Here is a 2,491-nt window from a genome sequence, read left to right on the forward strand (position 1 = left end):
CCAGTGGGGTGGTACAGTTTCCACCAGCTTGCTTCAGGTCCTTGTTGCAGGCGGGCAGCAGCGAAGCGCCAATGGACCTATTTTACAATACCGAGATCGCGTTACAGCCTGTCCAGCGGGAACAAACCCACACTTCCACACATCCTTTGGCACCAATCTCGGACTGCTGAAGGCAGCATTCCCCCTGGTTGAATTTGAATCCACACACTCAACAATAGGAATTGCAGTTATTTGGGTGGGATATTTGGCGTTGGGGTAGCGGCTCTATGAAAGAGTACAGCGCTGAAACTGATGATGGTGCGTACGCATTTTCACCTGAAGGTCACCAGCTGCTGCGTCCTTTGTATAGATTTAGCCCTATTCAACTGCTTTGGATTAGATCCCGCAATCTACACCACAGTGCTCGTCTAATAACCACGGTTCATTTTCGAAACACCTTTGACTCGATTACAACAGGTAATACACTGCCACTTCCCACGGTTTCTTCGCTTTCGTTTGGCAAAAACTCCTTACAGAACCCTATCTCGGCCCAAGCGGATTGCCCTGCAACACCTGTGATGAAAATGCGACAGTTTCACTCCAGACGATCGGGGCGCTCGCTTGCTGATCACATACCCTCTTTGACAGGAGCAATGGTCAAAGTTTCCCCACCAAGAGCGCGAAAGGCGCGTTGGCGGCAGGAAAACACGATGATCTGCAGATCTTCGGCCTGCCGGGTCAAGGCGTTGAACATCTGATCAATCCGGTCATCATCGGTATAGACAATGGCGTCATCCAGAACCACCGGGGCCGCCCTACCATCTGCCGCCAGGATCTTGGCAAAGGCGAGCCGCACCAGTAGGGAAATCTGTTCCTGCGTGCCGCCGGACAGAACATCGAACTCCTCTTGGACATCGCGCCGGGTCAGGCTAGTGATCAGCCCGCTATCTGCATCAATCACCGGTTCCGCGTCTGGCCAGATCATCCGCAGCAGCGGCATCAGCTCCTGGTGGACCGCCGCAACATAGTTTTCGCGCGACCTGTCCTGGGCCGCCTTCAATGCCCAGTCCAGCCGCTGATACACAGCCACTTCGAACAGGATCTGGTCCCGGCGTGTTTCTGCGTCTTGCAGCTGTTCCGTGTTTAGCGCCAGTTCTTCTTCTATCGCCGCCGAAGACAGCACCGAAATCCGGGTGTCCAATGCCACCTGTTCCTCGCGGAGGCGGGAAATCGCGGTTTGCGCGGATGACACCACGGAGGTGGCCCGCTTCATCGCAGCCTCGGCAGCGGCCAGATCGGGCATGCGACATTGGATGTGTTCCGTGTCGAGCCGCTGCCGCCGGAGCATCCCTATTGGGCTCATCCGAATGTGACAGTGACGCCGCATATCGCATCGGAAACCCGGGAAAGCACCGCTGCCGAGGTGATCGCTGAAAACATCCGCCGCAATGAGGCGGGCGAGCCGCTGCTGCATCTGGTGGACCGCAGTCTCGGGTACTAGGGGCGTTGCCCCTCGCGCCTGCGGCGCTCACCCCAAGGTATTGACGACCAGAAAGAAGCCAAAGGCCCTTCTGCTTCTTTCTGGTCTTATATACCCAATTCCAATGCCGCGCCCAACGGAACGCCTGTTATTCCGCAGCCAGCCCGCGGCCTTTCAGCAGCGCCTCCACCCCTGGCAAGCGGCCGCGGAAGGCGGTGTAGAGGTCTGCCGGATCGACAGATCCGCCAGTTGAGAGGATGTGCTCTTCCAGTGCTTTGGCGCGTTCCGCATCAAAGGCGCCGCCCGCTTCTTCAAAGGCTGCAAAAGCATCGGCGTCCATCACTTCAGACCACATGTAGCTGTAGTAGCCGGAGGAATAGCCGTCGCCGGCAAAGACATGAGCGAAATGCGGGGTGGCGTGGCGCATGGTGATGGCACGGGGCATGCCGATGGTTTCGAGCATTTCGGCCTGTTTCGCCATCGGATCGGTCGGCGCCGCGCCATCGTGGAACGCAAGATCCACCAGTGCCGAGGCCACATATTCCACCGTCTGGAAGCCCATGTCGAAATTGGATGCGCCCAGCACCTTCTCCAGCATCTCCTGCGGCATTGGTTCGCCGGTTTCCGCGTGGGTAGCATACTCCTGCAGCACCTCCGGCACTTCCAGCCAGTGTTCATAAAGCTGGCTGGGCAGTTCCACAAAATCGCGCGCGACCGAGGTGCCAGAGATGCTCTCATAGGTCACATCCGACAGCATCTGATGCAACGCGTGGCCGAACTCGTGGAACAGGGTGCGGGCATCATCCCAGGACAGCAGCGCCGGGTCGCCTTTGGCGAAGTTGCAGACGTTGATCACCACCGGCGCCTGCACCTCGGGGAACCTGGCCTGCTGCCGCATTGCCGAGCACCAGGCGCCGGAGCGTTTCGAGCCGCGGGCAAAATAGTCGCCAATGAAGACCGCGATATGTTCGCCGTTGCGGGTCACTTCCCAGGCGCGGCAATCCGGGTGGTAGAGCGGTACATCCAGCGGTG

The 2,491-nt window shown here is 58.4% G+C and carries 3 protein-coding genes and 1 pseudogene; 2 read left to right on the plus strand and 2 right to left on the minus strand.

Features of this window, described 5'->3' with window-relative positions; all coding sequences use genetic code 11:
- Positions 1 to 259 (plus strand): hypothetical protein (locus A2I95_RS31355; protein WP_291736112.1); only part of this gene is annotated, 259 nt, incomplete at its 5' end.
- Between the two features lie 348 nt (positions 260 to 607).
- On the opposite strand, the gene A2I95_RS31360 is transcribed toward A2I95_RS31355, so the two are convergent.
- The gene (locus A2I95_RS31360) at positions 608 to 1,282 is read right to left on the minus strand and encodes a hypothetical protein (protein WP_291736114.1); all 675 of its coding nucleotides are present in this window, start codon (positions 1,280 to 1,282) and stop codon (positions 608 to 610) included.
- Between A2I95_RS31360 and A2I95_RS31365 the strand changes: the two are divergent.
- Positions 1,256 to 1,480: pseudogene (locus tag A2I95_RS31365) on the plus strand (NAD(P)-dependent oxidoreductase); the annotation flags it as partial. The gene A2I95_RS31360 and the pseudogene A2I95_RS31365 sit on opposite strands and share 27 nt — an antisense overlap.
- 127 nt (positions 1,481 to 1,607) lie before the next feature.
- Here the strand turns inward: A2I95_RS31365 and A2I95_RS31370 are convergent.
- Positions 1,608 to 2,491, minus strand: an 884-nt coding sequence (locus A2I95_RS31370) for a M3 family metallopeptidase (RefSeq protein ID WP_291736116.1), incomplete at its 5' end; no start/stop codon positions are given.

It is taken from the genome of Leisingera sp. F5 (assembly GCF_001593695.1).

Excerpts from the sequence above, each read along its gene's own strand:
- A2I95_RS31360 (WP_291736114.1), bottom strand. The coding sequence starts at position 1,282 with ATGCCCGATCTGGCCGCTGCCGAGGCTGCGATGAAGCGGGCCACCTCC.